We start from the raw sequence: 18,952 nt of genomic DNA, 5'->3' as shown, positions 1-18,952 counted from the left end.
CGCACAAACACAGTACTGTTATATGCGGAAAGTTTGCATCTCCCCCATCATGGGAGCTCACCCACTTTCCGCACCCCCTTTAACTTCGTTACCCTCACCAAGGAAGGTTAACTCCTGCAATGACCGCCACCAAGTGGAGCGAACCCAAGAAGAATCTCATGCTGTTTTCGGGTCGCGCTCACACCGAGCTCGGCGAGGCAGTAGCCCGTGAACTCGGCATTGAGCTCACACCAATGACTGCCCGCGACTTCGCAAACGGTGAGATCTTCGTCCGCTTCGAAGAGTCCGTGCGTGGATCCGATGCCTTCGTGATTCAGTCTCATACCCAACCACTGAACAAGTGGATCATGGAACAGCTGATCATGATCGATGCCCTCAAGCGTGGTTCGGCAAAGCGCATCACCGCAATTTTGCCGTTCTACCCTTATGCCCGTCAGGACAAGAAGCACCGCGGCCGTGAGCCTATCTCCGCCCGCCTCGTGGCAGATTTGCTGAAGGCTGCTGGCGCTGACCGCATCGTGTCTGTCGATCTGCACACCGACCAGATTCAAGGTTTCTTCGATGGCCCAGTTGACCACATGCATGCCATGCCGATCTTGACCGACTACATCAAGTCCAACTACTCCCTCGATAACATCGTGGTTGTATCCCCTGACGCTGGCCGCGTAAAGGTAGCGGAAAAGTGGGCTAACACCCTCGGCGACGCTCCTCTGGCATTCGTGCATAAGACCCGTTCCACTGAGGTTGCTAACCAGATTGTCGCGAACCGTGTTGTGGGCGACGTGAAGGGTAAAACTGCCGTATTGCTCGACGACATGATTGACACTGGTGGAACCATCGCCGGCGCTGTCGGTGTTCTCCGTGACGCTGGCGCTGAAGATGTGATCATTGCCTGCACCCACGGTGTGTTCTCCGATCCTGCCCGCGAGCGTCTCTCCCAGTGTGGCGCGAAGGAAGTTATCACCACCGATACCCTTCCTCAGTCCACTGAAGGCTGGGAAAACCTCACAGTGCTGTCTATTGCTCCACTGTTGGCAAAGACCATTCATGAAATCTTCGAAAACGGATCTGTCACCGATCTCTTCGAAGGCCAAGCATAATTCTGCGCCGCTTTTGAGCCCTCACATTTTATGTGAGGGCTTTCTCTTTACTAAGGGTGTTATACCTTGATGCAGACTCTGAGCGAAGATCTCCACGCGCTTGAGCTTTCTTTGCGGGCTATATCCAATGATTCTGTTGCGCAAAAACAATCCGCATACATGCGCAATTTGTTCTCCTTCCTCGGTGTGCCCACTCCTGCCCGACGGCACAGTACACGCGAGTTTCTCCGCACGTATGCTCAAGCAGACAAAGCCAGCATTATCGAGGCAGTTACTCACCTGTGGGATTATCCGGAACGCGAGTTTCAATATGTGGCTACGGATCTTCTCGCACGCCACATCCGATCGAAAATGAATCTATTTACCCACGATGATGTGCCTTGGCTCAAAGAACTAGTTGTCACTCATTCATGGTGGGATACAGTCGATTCTTTAGATACAGTTGTCGGTGCGTTAGCCACAGCCCAACAAATGCTTGCGTGGTCTACTGACGAGAACATGTGGGTCAGGCGAGTCGCCATTGACCACCAACTATTGCGCAAAGATGCAACTGACACTGCACTTTTATCCGCGATCATTGAAAACAATCTGGGCAGTAACGAGTTTTTCATCAATAAATCAATTGGGTGGGCACTGCGCGACTTTAGTAAAACCGACCCCGCATGGGTGAGTAAATTCCTTGCCACACACCACTTTAGCCTTGCGCCATTGAGTGTGCGCGAAGCATCAAAATATCTTTGAACTTTTTCCAGCTCTTAGCCACTGAGTGCTGCGATTGTGCTCCAAGTTGGGAGCATGTCATTTTCTGTGGTAGTCTTTTTACGTCTCGGCGAGGGCTGCGCACACCGTGCATAGCCGTTATCGACGCGATAGTTTTTCTCACATGCTTATTTTCAAGCCTTGCGAAGACTCGACGACGACATCGAGACCGCAAGGCTTTTGTTGTTTGCGGTCATCTTCCCCCCTTTTTTGAATTTTACTTTTGTAAGGAGTGAACAATGTCTGCAGAAAACATCATCATTGCAGCAGCCCCACGTAACGAGTTCGGTAAGGGTGCTGCACGTCGCCTGCGCCGCGACGTTCGCGTTCCAGGTGTTGTCTACGGCCTGGAGCTGGAAACCCCTATCCACTTCCACGCTGACCTGCTTGAGATTCACGCACTACTGCGTCGCCACGGTTCCAACGCTGTGTTCGAGCTGGATCTTGAGGGCGAGAAGCACTTGGTTATGGTCAAGCACGTTGACCAGAACGTCATCACCTTAAACGCTGACCACATCGACCTGCTTGCTATCAAGCGCGGCGAAAAGGTTGAGGTTGAGGTTCCTGTTGTTCTTGAGGGCGAGACCGCTCCAGGCACCCAGCTGGTTCAGGATCTGGACGTCATCTTGGTCGAGGCAGACGTTTTGTCTATCCCAGAAGAGATCAAGCACTCCGTTGAGGGCCTTGAGGCTGACTCCAAGGTTTTGGCTGGCGACATTGTTCTGCCTGCAAAGACTACTCTCGTTGCAGACGCTGAGGCTGTTGTTGCAACCGTGAGCATCATCGAGTCGAACGAGGAAGAAGCAGAAGCTTCTGAATCTGAGGCTGAAGAGTCCGCTGAGTAATTCGTACTCTCCCCCTTCAACAATATGAAGGATAAGTGGAGGTTCCCTGTAACCGTTGTGTCAGGGAACCTCCTTCTTGCTTTTCCATACCGATTTCAAGAAAGATAGCGATATGACGTTTCTCATTGTTGGGTTGGGAAACCCTGGGGCGGAATATGCTCGCACACGCCACAACATTGGTGCAATGGGGGTTGATGAACTCGCAACCCGTGCCTTCCCAGTGGCGGCAACGTTGAGCATTCACAAACGATCCCGTGCACTCGTTGCTGAGACGCGGCTCAACGATTCTCACGTGATTCTGGCGAAGCCCTTGTGTTTTATGAATCTTTCCGGTGGTTCGGTGAAAGCGCTCGCTGATTTCTACAAGATCCCACCTTCGCGCACCATCGTGCTTTTCGACGACCTAGAACTAGATTTCGGAGTGGTTCGGCTACGCCCAGGTGGAGGCGATCATGGGCACAATGGCTTACGTTCAATTACGAAAGCCCTAGGAAAAGACTACGTCCGCGCTGGAATGGGTATTGGGCGTCCCCATGGGCGCATGGATGTTGGCAGCTTTGTGCTGAAACCTTTTAGCAAAAAAGAACAGGCAGAATTACCGTTTATCTGCTCGGATGTCGCTGACGAAGTAGAACGTTACCTCACCACTTGCGCGCTTTAAGCAAAGCTGCACGCAACGCATGATCATCAAGTTGGATTGCCCCCTGTTTGCGCAAACGGTGCATCACCGTGGGGCACTTCATGCACCGCGGCTTCGACTTACAGCATTTAGTTTTACACTTGCCATGTTCTAATTGACGGCGGATGTCACGCATTTCCGAATTACTCTTTGTGCTGGGATAAGCTAAAGACGCCTGCGATAATGCCAGCGAAAACGCTTCCCCCACCAAAACCGCTGCCTCCTGCTTTGAATCCACAACGGTGGCAGAATATGAGAATTTGTTGCGTGAGCCCATAGCGATTAAACATAGCACAGCCTAAGCTAGGTTGACTAGGAGTTAGCCCCCATGAAAATTGCCACCATCCGTCGCACTAATGCCACAGCCACTGTTGTGGTGGACTCCCCTACGACCGGAAGGCTGATTCCAGGTATTTCCTCTGTTCAGGAACTACTTCAATCGCCAACTTGGCGCACAATTGCCGAGTCAGCCTCGCAGCTTATACATTTTGCCCCGCAAGATCTCGCACCCGTTATCCCCCGTCCTGAGAAAATTATTTGCGTTGGGCTCAATTATGCTCAACACATTCGTGAGATGGGGCGCGAGTTACCAGAAGTTCCTACCCTTTTTATCAAATTCGCCGATGCGCTTACCGGCCCTTTCGATACCGTCACCATCCCAGAGTCAGCTGCAGCATGCCTTGATGCCGAAGCGGAATTAGCTGTCATCATTGGATCAACAGCGCACCGTGTTTCCGCCGAGGAGGCTCACTCTCATATTGCGGGTTATGCCCTCATGAACGATTACACGCAGCGGGATTGGCAGCGACGCACGCTGCAATTCCATCAAGGAAAAAGCTACTTCCGTTCTTCAGGTTTCGGCCCGTGGATGACCACCGCAGATGCCTTTGATCCCACGCGTGCGCACCGTTTGACCTGCCATTGGGACCAAGAGCTGTTTCAAGAAGGTTCCACAGATGATTTAATCTTTTCGTGCGCTGAACTCGTGAGTTTTTGTTCCCAGATTTATCCGCTAAATCCAGGAGACGTCATTGCTACCGGAACCCCACATGGAGTGGGGTTCGCGCGGGAACCACAGCGATTTATTCGCTCTGGCCAAACTGTACGGATAGCCATCGAAGGGCTCGGCGAAATTGCTAATCGCACGGTTATTGTGCCAGATACTCAATAATCTTCTTTGCCTTTTTACTGCGAATCGGTTTCGTGTTCTCACCGACGAGACAGTAGGCAAATTCTTTGCTTTCGGCTAACCCCTTCATCATGGTTCCGAGCTGTGGATAGCTAAACGGGAGATCGTCATGGTGCTTCGACCACCATGTCTCCATTCCACGGGCATAGCGTCCCGAGAATGCTCGTGTACTGACAGTATTACCACCGGATTTAATCAAACGTCGGTTGTGTTTGCTCGTTCCGGCCTCTTTGGCACGCAAGAACATAGAACCAGTTTGCACAGCCTTCACACGTTTAATATCCAGAAATTCCTTCACATCTTCGGGGCTTCGCACTCCACCCGAGGCCACCAATGGAAGGCGCACTTGTTTCGATACTTTCTTGACAAGTTCACGTGTACGCAACTCGTTCGGAGTCTTCTTCGGATCCCACGTCAAACGATGCCCACCGGCTTCACAGCCCTGCACCACCAGCACATCCACCCCTGCCTTGCTGGCCAGCTTCGCCTCCGCCACACTTGTAACATTCACCCAAACCTCAATCCCCCGAGCATGACATTGCTTGACTTTCTCAGGCTCAATGCATCCAAAGCTCAAAGAAACCACCGCGGGTTGGGCATCCAAGACTGCCGCAAATTTCTGCTCGAAGTCGAAAGAATAATCAGCAGTGGGTGGAACAAAAGGATAGGCCATATTGTATTTATCGCAGCCGGCACACAGCGCATCATAAACATCAAACACATCGGATTTCTTCGGCTTGGTATCTTGCGGATAAAACAAGTTCACACCGAATGTGCCAGATACTTTCGCCATTTCTTTTTTCAAGCGCTTCGCCGACGCCGTCCCTGCAGCTAAAAAGCCTAAACCTCCAGCGGCTGCGACCGCGTTAACCAATTCCGGTGTTGTCGGACCTCCCGCCATGGGAGCAGCAATAATAGGCACACGTAACGAGTTCAAAACGCTCATGTGCGCCATTCTATCGGTTTATGAGAGTATTACAGGCATGTTGTGGGATGTATTAAAAAAGTTGTTCTCCAATTCAACGCCTCGCTATCATCGTCCAGAGAAAGCGGAATGGCTCATTGTGGGACTGGGCAATCCAGGCGCTGACTATGCCCACACACGCCATAATGTGGGCTATATGGTGATAGACCAGTTACTTGAAGAACATAAAGCCACTCTTCAGCCGATCAAAGGCATGCCCGCCTACGTGGCTGAAGCCAGTATTGGCGGCACACCAACATTACTCGTGCGTTCGACCACGTATATGAATACCTCCGGTGAAGCTGTTGCTGCCCTTGCCCAAGCGTACGATATCCCTGCAGACCACATCATCCTCATTCACGATGAACTCGATCTCCCACACGGAACCGTGCGGCTAAAAAAGGGCGGAAATGAAAATGGCCACAATGGGCTCAAATCCACCACCGCCCTTTTAGGCACAAGAGACTATCTGCGCGTTCGAATGGGCATTTCCCGACCACCTCAAGGAATATCAGTCCCCGACTATGTTCTCGGCCCTATTACACACGATGATGCTCTCGAATCCATGATCACCACAGCTGCTCACGCCGCACACGTGGTAGTCACCGAAGGGCTGAGCAAAGCGCAAAATATCATCCATTAAAACGCTAGTCTGCGCTGGTAATTCGTCTTGCAACTGCAAAAGCAATCATGCCCATCAACAGGCTCATCAACCCAATTCCCAGTGCAAAGCCTTCACCCATCCCCATACTCTTAGACACCGCCACAGTTGTCACATCTGGTTCCATAGCCGGAAGTGAAGCACCTGCAGCCGCGGCAGGAACCTGCTCAACAGGTGTCTTTGGTGCATCAGAAATTTCTGCCTTGGGCTGCGCAGGTTTGGCTGCATTTCGTTTCCCAGCCTGCGCTGGAGCACGCGACGCCTGAGAAGCACTTAACGTTGGCATATTTCCTGATACCACCCGAGGCTCTGATGCGGGAATCGACACTGGTGACGCTACCGGTGCCGCAGAAGTTGGCTGCGCATGTGAGTGTGGAACAGGATCAGTGTTGTCATTCGGTGTAGAGGATAACGCGGCGTCAGATGAACGAGGGGAAGCCAGCTTTGCCTTTATCACCTCATCAGCAGCTTGATTGAGCTTGTGGAGCTTTGGATCTAGTCCTTTAAGCGCATCATTGATCGGCTTAGCAGAAATATCCGACGCTTTATCCTGTGGCTTGCGACGTTCTGACGGCCGCCCCGGGTCACAGCTAGTCGGGTCCGCTGGACGCTGGAAATCCTTCTGAAAATCCAAAGCCTCGCTATCAACCGGATCTGTTTGCTCCCTTATGGAAAAATCTGCACGAGCCTGTTCAATAGCCTCAGCCCCCACTAAGAAGGTCACAGAGAAATCAGCTGGGGTGGAATCTTCACAGTTCACGCCGTGATACTCCCCCACATAACTGAAAACAACATCGTATCGGCCTGGCTGGGTGAAAAGAATACCCGAATGCACATGGCTATTGAGAGGAAACTGCCATTCCTTCTTCAGATCATCACTATCTAAAAGCACTGTGCCATCAGAATCCAACCCTGCCTGCTTCCACAACACAATGCGCCCATCAGCTGGCGACTCAACCGACTTCAACATCAGTGACACATAATCTGACTGTGTGAGGTTCTCAGGCATAACGCCAAGAGTGGAAAAACCAACCCACGGCAATGAATCCACCTGCACTTCGGGAAGATTCCACACAGGTGATGGCAAATCAAAACCCAACTGCGCAGAAATCCGAGACGGTTCCACTTCCGCTAGGCTTGGAACAGCAACCAAAACTGTGCCCGATGCGCGGAATGCGGACGAGGAACCACTGATGGAACCATCATCCCTCATGCGCACCAGTGGGTAGCCGTCGATAAGCTGCAAGTGAACATCTTGATGATTGTTCACAACCAAGAACCGCTCATTCGACATAATATTGCCGCCAACCTCAGTTCCCACCGCCACAGCAGGCACAAGTGCGCTTGGGGAAAAGGCAAGAGCAATCGCGAATACTACAGCCACACACGCACGCTTTTTCATGATCTCCGCCTTCCAAAAGCACCTTGCGTCGGGCTAAGCAACCACGCACAAAGGAAAATGATAGTCAATACCAAAACGATAGTAGCACCGGTTGGCAAGTCAATCGCCCACGAGAAATAAATGCCAACCACTGCCCCCACAACACCGATAACGGAGGCGAGCACCATCGTAACCTTCAAATTATCGCTGAGCAGTCGGGCTGTCGCCGCAGGCGTGATCAACAACGCTAAGACCAAAATATTGCCAATAGTGCGCACACTCATCACCACTGCAGCGGTCACAGCTAAATAGATCACCAAGTCAAGAACAAAAACAGGAAGATTCATCGCACGGGCAGTCTCCCTATCCAACGCCACCGCAGTCAGCTGCGGCAACAAGAAAACCACCGTAGTGACAATGAGAACGCCCGCCGTCGCAGCAAACGTAATATCCCCATTCGACACACCTGTGATCGAACCAAACAAAAAATTATTCAAACTTGCCGTATAGCCCTGTGTTCGGGAAATAACAACCAAACCGAGAGCGAAAGCCGCAGCGAAGAAAATACCAATCACTGCATCTTCGCGCACACGACGCCGCTGCGAAAAAACAGCAACCAGCACAGCAACAGTCGCCCCAGCCACAGCACCACCAAGCAACACCGATGTTTGCAACGCGAAAGCAATGGCTAGTCCTGGAAACACTGCATGTGCCACCGCATCACCAATAAACGACATGCCTCGAAGCACAACAAAAGTTCCCACCACTGCACACACGATCGCCGAGATCACCGACATCAATAAAGCTTTGGGAAGAAAGCTCAACGCCGGGTTCGTGAGATCGTGGAGAAAGTCGAGAAAAGAAATATCGATCATGAAATATGTGCTCCCACAAGGGTTAGTAGCGGCGAATTCTGTCCAACTTGGAAGGTATCCATCCAGATTTCCTTATCCCCGAGATCACGAGGCGCTGCATCAGCACGAATACCGGAGCGGAAAAGAACAAGACGATGACACGAGTTCAACGCCTCACCCAGATCATGGGTACACATGACAATGGCGGTGCCTTGGGCTGCGAGTTTTTCAAAAAGCTCCGTCAACTGCTCAGATGTGGGCATATCCAAACCTGTAAACGGCTCATCCAACAACAACACCTTCGGACGCGTCGACAAGGCACGAGCCACTAACACCCGCTGGCGTTGCCCACCGGACAACTGCCCAATTGGGCGCGATGCCAGCTGTGTTAAACCAACGCGCTCACACGCTTCATCCACTGCTTCCCAATCCTGGGCATTCGGACGAGCAAACCACCCATGCATTCCTGTGCGCCCGTTGAGCACAGTATCGCGAATACTAATAGGAAAATCCCACGCAAACTCATGGCGTTGGGGCACATACCCAACTTTTTTTCTGATATGTCGAACATGAGTCTGGCCGTCCACGCACACAGTCCCTGTGGCGGGAACCAAACCCAAAATGGCCCGCAGAAGTGTGGTCTTACCAGCACCATTGGGTCCAATCAGGCCCACGAACTCGCCTGAATCGAGGCTGAAATCAACATTGTTGAAGATTTCTCGACCCGAAAGCTTCACACCTAATTGTGTCGCTTGAAGAAGACTCACGCGTTGTCACCGCCAGTGCTCTTCTTTTTCTTAGAAGGCTGCGCACTCATGGCACGGAACACAACAACAAGGCTCACAATCACAAGAAGCGCTACAACACCAATCAATCCCCACAATGCAAGCTGGTTATCACCTTGGGCAGGTGCGTTGGAATCACCAGTGGGGTTTTCTCCTTCAGCTGTGGTCAGGAATTCGCCTTCCCACTGCGTGGCTTGTGCTGCCGGTAGATCCTCAACTTCGCCAACTGCGAAGGTGAGCACACGCGTTACCTCATGGGTTTTCCCATCGTTAAGCTCAGCAGAAATCTTGATCGCAACATTATGAATACCGGCTTCGGTGAAAACCCAGTTCGCGTGAGTATGAGTGTTCAGCTCCACCCACAAATCTTGGGCTGATTTATTCGCTGAAGTCCATAACAGCTGCGGTTTTTCAAAGCCACCGTTTTGTAAGAACAGTGTGAACTGGCCAGGGCCTTGATGCCCTACAAAGGTCATGGTGACACCGCGAACAGCAGAATTTACAAAGGCTGGTGATTGGGTAGACCACCCCAACCACGGCACACCTACCTGCTCAACTTGGGGCACAACCCACACTTTTTGGCCAGGTTTAGCCCCAACGAATCCGAAATCATCGGTGTTGGGCAAGGTTTGTTCAGCCTTGCTGTCTACAACAAAGAGCACATCCTCTGGCTTGCGCCATACGGCTGGTACTTGAGTATCGTCACGAATATACGCATCGAAAGCTGAATCTTCATAAGGCACCATCAAGGGACCTAGATCGGCATGTCCTTGCGTAAAGTTGCTCAACTCACCCGCTGGCGCAAGTGGTTCGTCGGCGTGAACAATTTGGTTGAGATCACCAGCATGAGAAACGATTGGCGTAGAAAGTGTGCTCAGTGAAACCGCGAGAAGGCATGCGGCGAGTGTGCGTGGAATCTTTTTCATGATCGTTACTTCCCTTTCTTGTCGTTATCGTTAGCTAAACAGCGCACCAGTTCTGTGGTATTTGTTCGCATCAGGTCAATGTAGTTAGTGACATGCTCGTCGAGGGTGTCACTGCGGATGGTGCATACATCGACCGCAAGCCGTGCTGCTGTTTCACTTAGAACTCCGGCACGTCCTGCGAGTTTAGGTTCGAGGAATACCGCTGGTACATGAAGGTTTTCGAGTGTTCGTGTCAGTGCAATAACGTCGCGGGGACTCGGCTCAATTGCGGGGTTGGGGGTGACGAATCCTGCCACGTTAATGTCGTATTCTTTACCCAGATAGGCGTAGCCGTCGTGGGTGGTAACCAGATGTCGGCGGCTGCTAGGAATGGTGTTGATGCGTTCACGCATCCACGTATCCAGTCGGGATAGTTCATCAACGTACGCGTCTGCTTGGTCACGATAATAGGTGCGCCCTGCTTGGTCGATGTTCGTTAGTTCGTCTTGGATGACCCGAACCATGGCGATGGTGTTTTTCACAGAATGCCACAGGTGGGGGTCGACTTCACCGTGAACGTGCTTGCCCAAAACTGCTTGGGGTAGCAAATAGGTTTCGTCGCCAGCATTTCCCAAGAACCTAAAGGTTGGGTCTCCGGGGATTTGTTGAAGCACAGTGGAGGGCACAAAAATCACGGTGCTATCGGGGTCGTAGTCGTAAGAAGTATTGGTGCCTGTGGGTGCATCGCCACGAATGAGGATTTTTTGTTGATCCAGATCTGCAGTGATATCGATGTGCCCACCATCGACCACTGTGGGATTGGCAAGTGCAGTCGCGCTGTGGGGGTCGACGCCAACGGCAATGGTGATTTTTTGTGTCCCCACATCTTTCATTCCACTCGGGGTATCGAGGGTTGCGTTAAAGGTGAGTTCGTACACGCCAGGTGCGCTGAACGCCCAGGAGACGTGGGTGTGGGCGTCAACAGGCAGAGTTGTGGAGTCGTCGCGATTGATGCCATCACGAGTGTTAAAGAGCACTTCGGGCACGCCAAATGTGCTGGTGACATAGGCTGCGGCTGCGCCTGGCCCGTCAAGGTGTGTGAGTTGGACGCGTACACCTGAGGTGCGTTGCGCTCCGAGTTGTTCGCCGGTTCCACCGATGCGCATGCCGAGCCAAACTGTGTCGAGTGCAATGTTTTCCACGAGTGGAATAAGCTGCGCACCGTGACGTGGGGATTCCTCAGCGAGTGCGATGAGGGGGACGTGTTCAAGTCTGGATTCGGCTGCTGTTTTCAGTAGTGATTGCTGTTCGAGAAGCAAGCCGTTGGTGAAGACAATGTCGGCGTTGGCGATGTTGCGTACGCTGCGCAGACCAGGTTCGAAGGAGTGCGGGTCGCTGCCGGGTGGCATGAGAGATGTGACATGCGCACGATCGCCTGCGACGTGTTGAGCTAGGTCGGCGATGATCGGGGTGGTTGCGACGACGTCGATAGTGTTATTGCTTGTCGACGGCGTGTAGTCGGCTGCGGCATGTCCACCGCAGCCGACAAGCAGGGTGCTTACTGCACACAACCCCACAATTGCGTGTGTGAGTTGGTGTTTATGCATCCGTATGTGCCTTGTGCTTCCGACTATTTAAAGCATTCATCAATGTGGTGCTTCCTGCTCCCATGACAAAGAGCCCAAGCCCTAGGATGACGTATGGCAAAAAGCGCACAATGCGTTCTGCAAGTGTGAGCTCAGCTTGAAGGCTGGTGGCTTTGAGCGCTTGTCCTTGTGCGTTTAAAGCTGACTGTGCGTCTGGAACAGCATTGTTGTTTTTCGCTTCTGCATCCGCAGGGCTGTTCGCCCCTGGTGTGGCTTGCTCGACAGGTGGGAGTTGTTGAGCTGCTTCGAAACCGGCATCGCAGTTGTTGCCGTTGGGGTTAATAGCTGCGCCGATATCGAAGTGGCCAGATTGTGCACCGGATCCTACGTGGAACACAATGGTGTCTGTGGATGCTGCCTGACTTCCGTCTTGTAGTGTCACTTGCTGACGAATCGAGACATGGTACGTGCCTGGCGCCCCGAAAACCCAGTTCGGGTGCACATGTGAATTCGCCGGAATAGTGTGTGTTCCTTGGGCTTGATTATTTGCCCCGCGGAACCATTCCTGCCCCACGATGGTTCCAAGTCCGCCTTGGCTATAGACCACCATGGGGCCTGGTCCTGTAAAACCAACGAGCTCCCATGTCACACCGCCTTGGGTGTGTGCCAGCATTGTGGGGTGTTGCGTGTTTGAGCCAAGCCACGGAACATTGGGTTCTTGAGTAGATCCAATCATCCATACTTTTCCTTGCGGCACCGGCCCGATGCTGACAGGTAGTTCTTTTTCGGACGCTGATCCTAAGTGGAAGGCTAGTTCGTTAAAGTTGCGCCATGTGGCTGGCACGGTTGTGTCGTCTTTAATCATGGGCATGACAGTCGGCTCGCACTGCTGTGCGGTGCCGCCACTGCGCGCCTGATTGGGTTGCGCAGCCACATGCCCACCAGACTGCACTGTGGCACTATTGCTGTTTCCTGCGCCTTGAGGTGTGCGAAGAATCTGTTGGTTGTTCTGACTATTGGGCGCTATCTGCGGTGCGGTGGTGTTTTCGTTGCGTGACTGTCCAGGATTCCCACCTGTGTTTTCACCTACTTGCCATGTGTAGGTTGCGGTGTTGGATTGGGAGCCATTGCCGTGCGCTGTTACCTGCATGCTGTAGGTGCCAGGTTTGGTAAATGCCCAGTTCACATGGCGGTGAGCTGGTGTGTTTTGTTTAATCACACTTCCGGTTGTGAGGGTGAATTCTCCCCCTTCAGCGATGGGGTTGATGGAGTCGAACCCTTGTGTTTCAAAGATGTAGATTTCGCCAGGCCCTGTCACGGAGTCGAAGTGAAATTCGATAGCAGAGTAGCCTCCCTGGCGTACCGCCAGGGTGTCCCATCCTGGCCATAATTTTCCGGCTTCTTGCGATTGGGGAAGAAAATAGGTGGGTTGCCCAATGGCTGATACGCGTTCGGTGGCATCAGTATATGTGTTGGCGCCGACGACGAGGAGGACGTTTTCGGGTTGTTGGATGACTCCCCCACCGGTGATGTCTTCTTTGAGCACTAGTTCGAGGCCACCGTCGGTTGCGCGCACGGTAAAGAGATCGACGTGACCTTCGTTGAATCGGATGGATTGGGCGAGGGCGCGTGGGCTTAAGACTGTTAGGAATATCAGTGCTATGAGCAGGGCTACTGTGCGGGGTGCGCGTGGGTTCATGATTCCTTAGGCGGCTTAAAGATAGTGATTATCGTTTTAAGGCTAGAATGCGGAAAACTCCGCAGCAAAAACGCACCCTCGTTTCAGGGGCATTTTTGCTGTGGAGAGTATCCCGTGTGTTTATTTAGAAACGTGGTAGGCCACGGAGTCCGCCGCCCATGAATGCTGCAACAGCGGCACCGATCACACCTAGTACAGCGATGATGATGGCGATGATGCCTCCTGTTCCCAGCGAGCTACCTTTCGGTGGCTTCGGTGTGTCGCTTGGACCAGGTTTGCTTGTTTCACTTGGGGTTTTGGGGTCGGCCACTACTTCCCAGGTGTAGGTCACTTCTTCGGATTTCAGCTCACCGGTTTGTGCTTCCACTTTCATGGTGTACTTGCCGGGCTTGCTGAATACCCAGTTGAGGTGCTTGTGGTTGGGGGCGGTAGTGATGGAGTCGCCGTCGCTTAAGTCGAGCCCTTTGTCATCGGTGATGGATTGGGGGATGAACTTGTTGTTTTGGTCCACATTTTGACTATCGAGAACGAAGGCGAAGACTTTTCCTGGCCCTTCGATGTTTTTGAAGGTGAACGTGACGTTTTCTCGTGGGCGGATTTGGGTTGCTTCCCATCCCGCCCAGACGACGTCTTGCGCTTGTGCTTGTGGAGAAACTGCAAATCGCCCGTCAAGTTCAGCGACGTTGGTTTTGCCACTAAGGTCGATCCATGCTTTGTCGATGAGTTTGAGCACAACATCTTCTGGCTTACGCAGCGTTGGTTTTCCTGCGTTGAGCACGTTGCCATCGGCGAGTAGAAGATTGAGTTTGTCGCTTTCTACAGTTGGGTAGAGAAAGTCGACGTGCCCTTTGGTGATGACCACTGGAGTGTCGGCTGCTGTAGCAATACTGCCACTGGCTGCGGTGGCAAAGACGGTTGCTACAGCAATTGTGCTGCGACGAAGTGTGTTCTTCATCTTTTTACCTTTCTTAGAAATTATGGACGGAGTCCTTTGATCAGGTTGTTGATCATTCCCATGATCGTGGGGTTAAATGCTGCGGCAACAAGCCCACCGATGACTGCGATAACGGATATCACGATGGCAGCGATTGCCCCACCGGAGAGTTTCTTGTCATTGTTTGCTGGTGGGGGTGTTGTGTCGCTGGTTTGACCACCTGTTGCTGGCGGGCTTACCGACGGCGGGGTGGTGTCTCCGCCATCGACTGGTGGGGTTGTTGCTGGTGGCTGTTTGCCGCCAGCCCACACCCGAGTGACTTCTGCGCAGACATCGCTGCTTTCGAGGCCCACCGCGTAGGTCATTCGCTTCGGAGCGGAAGAGATAGACTTTCCATCTTTGGTTTTCGCGGAGTAGTAGGTATCGAAGGTGTAGACACCAGGCTTGGTCATCAGCCAGTTCACATGCACATGCGAAGCACTGGTGATCTCCACAGTGGAATCAGATGCCTTGGAATTCATCAAAACCTGCATATCCGAATTCAGGTTTTTATCCTTGAACAGTGCGAAAACGGCACCTTCAGGCATCGAAACTGGATCCATATGCAGAGTGACTGGACCTGAAAACTCATTCATATCCAAAGCTTCAGTGTTATATCCCGGCCACAGAATATCGGAACGCTGAACTTCAGGTGCCAAATAGACCTTGGTTCCTGCAGGACCGATGAAATCGAGCTTCGGATTCAAAAGTAACCGTGATCGTTCAGTCAAGGAATTCTTTCCTAAGACGTTAATAACTGAATCAATTTCACGCTCTTGCGATTGAAGGGATACGATCGCCGTATCGTCCTTAATGACTGCCTTAAGTGCACTGCCTTCCTTCTTTACCAATAGGTCGGTATGCCCCTTATCGAGCAGAACAGCCGATTCGCAACGAGAAGCACTTGGAGGAACCGAAGGCACCGTTGGTGGAACAGGCGTTGCAGCAGGTGACTGCTCATCGACCTTCAGCTGGAAGGTGGGCACAACAATTGGCTCATTCACCTCAAAATCGAGTGCCTTGTCCATTTCAAACACCGTCGTGGTATTCGCAAAAGTGGAATGAGGAATGAGCTTGAAGGTTGGATAGTTCCCCTCAATATCGCTGTGGACGAAATACATCGAGCCCTTACCATTGACGATTGGTACGTTGTAAGTATCGCCACGCGCCCCCTTCTTGGAGCCGTACGTAACCGCCATCCAACCATCGAAGTTCGGATCAGCGACCTGCACCGAGAGTTTCACACGCTTGTAATCATGATCCGTTTCCTCTTGATCAAATCGAGCAGACACGTTCGCTGCTCCCGGCGCGTAGCTGGCAGAATCCATTGGCACATTGCGTGGGTCATTGACCTCAGCCATGAGTGCATGATTGCCCGATTCACTCGTCACTTCGGCGGTGCTGCGGAACGTGCGATTGAGCACTGGGGAAATCCAACGGGCACCGTTTTCCCCTTCAGGGGTGAATATAGCCTGAATGCCCGATGCTTCTGTGCCAAAGAGCTCATCAAAAGACGCTTGCCCGTTCTTCACCTCAATGTCGGCAAGATGAAAGCCTTGATTCAGAAGGGTGAGCGTCCCGTTAAGCGTTTTATCTTTCGCTTCGAAGGTCACTAACTCAAGGTTCTTATCGCCATCGCGAACCTGCTTTGCTTGACGATCCGCTTGATATGGCTGGATCTTTAAGACATAACCGGCGTCTTGGAGGTTGCCTTCAAATGCTGCATCAAACCGCTGTTGAAGTCCTTGGGTTTTCTCTGCTTTCGGTTGTGTACCGCCGATCTGAACCGCAACAGTTTTCTTTTCAGTAACGAGCTCACCATTGGTCTTCACCGCAGAAACACGATAGGTAAGTTCATATCGGCCGGGTTTGGAAAAGACTGTGTTGTTGTGGGTGTGATAGTTCGGTGAATCAATGGGGAAAGAACGAGGTCCAGTTGCAGTAGAGCTCATCATTCGAGCTAACAGCTCCTCCTCATATTCCTCATCCAAGGCATAGCTAAACAGCTCGACAATGCCAGGACCTCGGACACTATCCAAGCTCATCGAAACGATCTTGTCGCGAAACTCCTCCAAAGGCAGTGGCCCAGAACCAAAGCCCCAGAATATTGGGTGATTGCCAGTGCCAGCGACTACTGGCGCAAGGTAGAAAATATCTCCTGCTTTCGCGCCACTGAAATCTTCGAATAGCTTGTGGTTTGGGACTTCGAATTGGTACAGCTGCGGACCACCAGGCTTTTCACCAGTCCCCCATCCCTTGCCGGTATACAAAACGACGTTTTCAAAATCTTTGATTTGATCGTGCCCATGGCTAACTTTCAAATCAAAGCCTCGGTTGGCGTCCCAAAACGCTTTCGGCGCATCAACGTGAGTGGAGGTGACAACAAACTTGCCATCATCAGGGCCAGCCCAAGCAACCGCTGGATTAATAATGGAAAAAGCGGTAACAGCCGCAAGTATTCTTAAAGCGTGTGGGCGCATTTCTAAGTTCAAGCATCTTTCTGAGGTCGAAGGCACGAAACCTTAATGAAAACAAACGCCATTAGATGGCATAAGCAACACAGTAGCCGATTGCAAATGGTTTGCAATAACTATCGGGGAATAATTTTCAACAATTTGAACTAATGGAAACCCTAGAGAAGAAAAGCCCAGCACTCGGTCAAATCCACCGCCCACACAACTACCCCCAAGTACCCCCAAAGGGGTGCAAAACTATAACCAACCCTTCGCACGCATTCTCGCCGCATTCATCAATGCATCCACCCCGACGTCGATAAGCATCACCAACTAAAGAGCACACCGCCCTATGTACTATCCTTAATCTTCATGAGCTCATCCCCGCATGCCGTTTCCGAAGCATCACGTCGCCGCACCTTCGCAGTCATCGCACACCCCGACGCAGGTAAATCAACCCTGACTGAAGCACTAGCGTTGCATGCGCACGTGATCAACGAAGCAGGTGCCGTCCACGGCAAAGCAGGGCGCAAAGCAACCGTCTCCGACTGGATGGAGATGGAAAAAGACCGCGGTATCTCCATCGCATCCTCTGCCCTACAGTTCGAATACGCACCCGAAGGGTACACCGGCGAGCCATACATGATCAACCTCGTCGACACCCCAGGTCACGCAGACTTCTCCGAAGACACCTACCGCGTCCTCACCGCAGTCGACGCCGCAGTCATGCTTATCGACGCCGCCAAAGGCCTCGAGCCCCAAACACTCAAACTATTCCGTGTATGTAAAGCCCGCGGACTACCCATTATCACTGTCATCAACAAATGGGACCGGCCAGGTCGCACCCCACTCGAACTCGTCGACGAAATCGTCGAAGAAATCGGATTGCAGCCCACCCCCCTGTTCTGGCCAGTAGGCGAAGCAGGCGACTTCCGCGGACTCGCACGCATCAACAACGACGGCGAAACTGAAGAATACATCCACTTCCTACGCACCGCCGGCGGCTCCACTATCGCACCCGAAGAACACTACAGCCCAGAAAGCGCACGAGAAAAAGAAAACGGTGCTTGGGAAACTGCCGCCGAAGAAGTAGAACTACTCGCCGCCGACGGCGCACTCCACGATCAAGATCTCTTCCTCGACTGCACCACCTCACCACTGATCTTCGCCTCTGCCATGCTCAACTTCGGTGTACACCAAATCCTCGACACCCTCTGCGCGCTTGCACCCGCGCCGCGCGGACGTAACTCCGACGAAAAAGCAGCCGAACAAGCAACTGGAGCATTCGACGCAGCACGAGAAGTCGGCGACGAATTCTCCGGAGTCGTGTTCAAAGTACAAGCTGGAATGGACAAAAACCACCGCGACTCACTCGCTTTCATACGCGTGGTCTCGGGCGAATTCGACCGTGGCATGCAAGTCACCCATGCCCAATCCGGACGTAGCTTCAGCACAAAATACGCGCTCACAGTTTTTGGCCGCACACGCTCAACCGTCGAAACCGCCTACCCCGGCGACATCGTCGGCCTCGTCAACGCTGGATCGCTTGCCCCCGGCGACACCATCTACGCCGGACGAAAAGTCCAATACCCACCAATGCCACAATTCGCCCCAGAGCACTTCCGTACACTCCGCGCGAAAAGCCTGGGCAAGTACAAGCAGTTCCGTAAAGCCCTCGACCAGCTTGCCGCCGAAGGCGTTGTGCAAATCCTCCGCAACGATGCCCGTGGCGACGCGGCACCAGTCATGGCGGCAGTCGGCCCCATGCAGTTCGAAGTGATGATGGCGCGCATGGAAAACGAATACAACGTCGAAACCGTCGCCGACCCAATCCCTTACTCTGTGGCTCGTCGCACCACACCACAAACCGCGCCAGAGCTGGCCAAACAGCGTGGCGTAGAAGTATTTACCCGTACTGATGGCGAACTCGTAGCGCTCTTCGGCGATAAGTGGAAACTCGCATTCATCGAAAAAGAACACCCCGAATACGAACTATTCCCCATGGTTGCAGACTAGAACCATTCCAGAATCACCCAGCCCCTAATGGACGCTTAGCACTAAGCCTATTAGGGGCTTTCCCACCCCCAAAAGTAGGTAATTGGGAACGGAATGGGCACAT

The 18,952-nt window shown here is 52.5% G+C and carries 16 protein-coding genes; 7 read left to right on the top strand and 9 right to left on the bottom strand.

From position 1 onward, the window contains the following. Positions 1-119 precede the first annotated feature (119 nt). From CFELI_RS04035 to CFELI_RS04015, 5 genes are all read left to right on the top strand, one after another. A complete protein-coding gene (locus tag CFELI_RS04035) occupies positions 120-1,100 on the top strand; it encodes a ribose-phosphate diphosphokinase (protein WP_277104703.1) in 981 nt (326 codons plus the stop codon). A gap of 69 nt (positions 1,101-1,169) precedes the next feature. After that, positions 1,170-1,841 carry a DNA alkylation repair protein gene (locus tag CFELI_RS04030; protein WP_277104704.1) on the top strand — a complete coding sequence of 224 codons (672 nt, stop codon included), beginning with the start codon at positions 1,170-1,172 and terminating at the stop codon, positions 1,839-1,841. 257 nt (positions 1,842-2,098) lie between these two features. Continuing rightward, complete coding sequence (locus CFELI_RS04025; protein ID WP_277104705.1) at positions 2,099-2,704, top strand: 50S ribosomal protein L25/general stress protein Ctc; 606 nt, start codon at positions 2,099-2,101, stop codon at positions 2,702-2,704. Between the two features lie 112 nt (positions 2,705-2,816). Continuing rightward, positions 2,817-3,365, top strand: a complete 549-nt coding sequence (pth, locus tag CFELI_RS04020; RefSeq protein WP_277104706.1) for an aminoacyl-tRNA hydrolase — start codon at positions 2,817-2,819, stop codon at positions 3,363-3,365. Between the two features lie 346 nt (positions 3,366-3,711). After that, positions 3,712-4,554 (top strand): fumarylacetoacetate hydrolase family protein, encoded by an 843-nt coding sequence (locus tag CFELI_RS04015; protein ID WP_277104707.1) that lies wholly within the window; start codon positions 3,712-3,714, stop codon positions 4,552-4,554. Here CFELI_RS04015 and CFELI_RS04010 read toward each other — a convergent pair. Further along, entirely contained in the window at positions 4,532-5,518 is a 987-nt protein-coding gene (locus tag CFELI_RS04010; RefSeq protein WP_277104708.1) for a nitronate monooxygenase, read from the bottom strand. The genes CFELI_RS04015 and CFELI_RS04010 overlap by 23 nt on opposite strands. 37 nt (positions 5,519-5,555) lie before the next feature. Here CFELI_RS04010 and pth (CFELI_RS04005) point away from each other — a divergent pair, with 37 nt between their 5' ends. Next, complete coding sequence (gene pth / locus CFELI_RS04005; RefSeq protein WP_277104709.1) at positions 5,556-6,179, top strand: aminoacyl-tRNA hydrolase; 624 nt, start codon at positions 5,556-5,558, stop codon at positions 6,177-6,179. Between the two features lie 4 nt (positions 6,180-6,183). Here the strand turns inward: pth (CFELI_RS04005) and CFELI_RS04000 are convergent, their stop codons facing one another. From CFELI_RS04000 to CFELI_RS03965, 8 genes are all read right to left on the bottom strand, one after another. Continuing rightward, complete coding sequence (locus CFELI_RS04000) at positions 6,184-7,599, bottom strand: choice-of-anchor M domain-containing protein (RefSeq protein WP_277104710.1); 1,416 nt, start codon at positions 7,597-7,599, stop codon at positions 6,184-6,186. Further along, positions 7,596-8,453, bottom strand: coding sequence for an anchored repeat-type ABC transporter permease subunit (locus CFELI_RS03995; protein WP_277104711.1), 858 nt, complete (start codon positions 8,451-8,453; stop codon positions 7,596-7,598). The genes CFELI_RS04000 and CFELI_RS03995 overlap by 4 nt, the downstream gene beginning before the upstream one ends. Further along, a complete protein-coding gene (locus tag CFELI_RS03990; protein ID WP_277104712.1) occupies positions 8,450-9,199 on the bottom strand; it encodes an anchored repeat-type ABC transporter ATP-binding subunit in 750 nt (249 codons plus the stop codon). The genes CFELI_RS03995 and CFELI_RS03990 overlap by 4 nt, the downstream gene beginning before the upstream one ends. After that, positions 9,196-10,143, bottom strand: a complete 948-nt coding sequence (locus CFELI_RS03985; RefSeq protein WP_277104713.1) for a choice-of-anchor M domain-containing protein — start codon at positions 10,141-10,143, stop codon at positions 9,196-9,198. Before CFELI_RS03985 ends, CFELI_RS03990 begins: the two co-directional genes overlap by 4 nt. 5 nt (positions 10,144-10,148) lie before the next feature. Continuing rightward, a complete protein-coding gene (locus CFELI_RS03980) occupies positions 10,149-11,729 on the bottom strand; it encodes an anchored repeat ABC transporter, substrate-binding protein (RefSeq protein ID WP_290259516.1) in 1,581 nt (526 codons plus the stop codon). Continuing rightward, entirely contained in the window at positions 11,722-13,407 is a 1,686-nt protein-coding gene (locus CFELI_RS03975; RefSeq protein WP_277105187.1) for a TIGR03773 family transporter-associated surface protein, read from the bottom strand. The genes CFELI_RS03980 and CFELI_RS03975 overlap by 8 nt, the downstream gene beginning before the upstream one ends. Positions 13,408-13,531: 124 nt before the next feature. Then, positions 13,532-14,362, bottom strand: coding sequence for a choice-of-anchor M domain-containing protein (locus CFELI_RS03970; RefSeq protein ID WP_277105188.1), 831 nt, complete (start codon positions 14,360-14,362; stop codon positions 13,532-13,534). Between the two features lie 20 nt (positions 14,363-14,382). Next, positions 14,383-16,860, bottom strand: coding sequence for a choice-of-anchor M domain-containing protein (locus tag CFELI_RS03965; RefSeq protein WP_277105189.1), 2,478 nt, complete (start codon positions 16,858-16,860; stop codon positions 14,383-14,385). 345 nt (positions 16,861-17,205) lie between these two features. On the opposite strand from CFELI_RS03965, the gene CFELI_RS03960 reads away from it, so the two are divergent. Beyond that, complete coding sequence (locus CFELI_RS03960; RefSeq protein ID WP_277105190.1) at positions 17,206-18,849, top strand: peptide chain release factor 3; 1,644 nt, start codon at positions 17,206-17,208, stop codon at positions 18,847-18,849. The last annotated feature ends 103 nt before the right edge of the window (positions 18,850-18,952 follow it).

It is taken from the genome of Corynebacterium felinum (assembly GCF_030408755.1).
Lineage (GTDB): Bacteria > Actinomycetota > Actinomycetes > Mycobacteriales > Mycobacteriaceae > Corynebacterium > Corynebacterium felinum.
The sequence above is the reverse complement of the archived record's forward strand: the minus strand, read 5'-3'. Positions and strand labels throughout refer to the sequence as shown.

What these genes read in the sequence shown, in the direction of transcription:
- CFELI_RS04010 (WP_277104708.1), bottom strand. Translation starts at nt 5,518, where the DNA reads ATGAGCGTTTTGAACTCGTTACGTGTGCCTATTATTGCTGCTCCCATG.
- CFELI_RS04035 (WP_277104703.1), top strand. Translation starts at nt 120, where the DNA reads ATGACCGCCACCAAGTGGAGCGAACCCAAGAAGAATCTCATGCTGTTT.
- CFELI_RS04015 (WP_277104707.1), top strand. Translation starts at nt 3,712, where the DNA reads ATGAAAATTGCCACCATCCGTCGCACTAATGCCACAGCCACTGTTGTG.
- CFELI_RS03960 (WP_277105190.1), top strand. Translation starts at nt 17,206, where the DNA reads ATGAGCTCATCCCCGCATGCCGTTTCCGAAGCATCACGTCGCCGCACC.
- CFELI_RS03965 (WP_277105189.1), bottom strand. Translation starts at nt 16,860, where the DNA reads ATGCGCCCACACGCTTTAAGAATACTTGCGGCTGTTACCGCTTTTTCC.
- pth (WP_277104709.1), top strand. Translation starts at nt 5,556, where the DNA reads ATGTTGTGGGATGTATTAAAAAAGTTGTTCTCCAATTCAACGCCTCGC.
- CFELI_RS03975 (WP_277105187.1), bottom strand. Translation starts at nt 13,407, where the DNA reads ATGAACCCACGCGCACCCCGCACAGTAGCCCTGCTCATAGCACTGATA.
- CFELI_RS03980 (WP_290259516.1), bottom strand. Translation starts at nt 11,729, where the DNA reads ATGCATAAACACCAACTCACACACGCAATTGTGGGGTTGTGTGCAGTA.
- CFELI_RS04025 (WP_277104705.1), top strand. Translation starts at nt 2,099, where the DNA reads ATGTCTGCAGAAAACATCATCATTGCAGCAGCCCCACGTAACGAGTTC.
- CFELI_RS03995 (WP_277104711.1), bottom strand. Translation starts at nt 8,453, where the DNA reads ATGATCGATATTTCTTTTCTCGACTTTCTCCACGATCTCACGAACCCG.
- CFELI_RS04000 (WP_277104710.1), bottom strand. Translation starts at nt 7,599, where the DNA reads ATGAAAAAGCGTGCGTGTGTGGCTGTAGTATTCGCGATTGCTCTTGCC.
- CFELI_RS03985 (WP_277104713.1), bottom strand. Translation starts at nt 10,143, where the DNA reads ATGAAAAAGATTCCACGCACACTCGCCGCATGCCTTCTCGCGGTTTCA.
- pth (WP_277104706.1), top strand. Translation starts at nt 2,817, where the DNA reads ATGACGTTTCTCATTGTTGGGTTGGGAAACCCTGGGGCGGAATATGCT.
- CFELI_RS03970 (WP_277105188.1), bottom strand. Translation starts at nt 14,362, where the DNA reads ATGAAGAACACACTTCGTCGCAGCACAATTGCTGTAGCAACCGTCTTT.
- CFELI_RS04030 (WP_277104704.1), top strand. Translation starts at nt 1,170, where the DNA reads ATGCAGACTCTGAGCGAAGATCTCCACGCGCTTGAGCTTTCTTTGCGG.